The organism is Bacillus sp. SIMBA_026 (assembly GCF_046535335.1).
In the GTDB taxonomy this organism is placed as follows: Bacteria; Bacillota; Bacilli; order Bacillales; family Bacillaceae; genus Bacillus; species Bacillus velezensis.
Genome location: NZ_JAWRWX010000095.1, coordinates 1 through 292, shown reverse-complemented (window position 1 = coordinate 292; position 292 = coordinate 1). Strand labels below are relative to the sequence as shown.

Below are 292 nucleotides of genomic sequence, written 5' to 3'. Positions count from 1 at the left end.
GGTGAGCCATGAAGGACTCGAACCTTCGACCCTCTGATTAAAAGTCAGATGCTCTACCAACTGAGCTAATGGCTCTTATTACAAGATACTTATATAGTATAACATATAAAGGTGGTGCCGGCAAGAGGACTTGAACCCCCAACCTACTGATTACAAGTCAGTTGCTCTACCAATTGAGCTACACCGGCTTAATACGCCAACTTATGTATGATAGGAATGGTGGAGGATGACGGGCTCGAACCGCCGACCCTCTGCTTGTAAGGCAGATGCTCTCCCAGCTGAGCTAATCCTC

At 47.3% G+C, this 292-nt stretch carries 2 tRNA genes; both read right to left on the bottom strand.

Annotation, left to right across the window (positions count from 1 at the left end):
- Positions 1-2: 2 nt before the first annotated feature.
- Positions 3-75, bottom strand: a tRNA-Lys gene (locus SB847_RS20830).
- Between the two features lie 37 nt (positions 76-112).
- Positions 113-188: transfer RNA gene (locus SB847_RS20825), tRNA-Thr, on the bottom strand.
- Positions 189-292 lie beyond the last annotated feature (104 nt).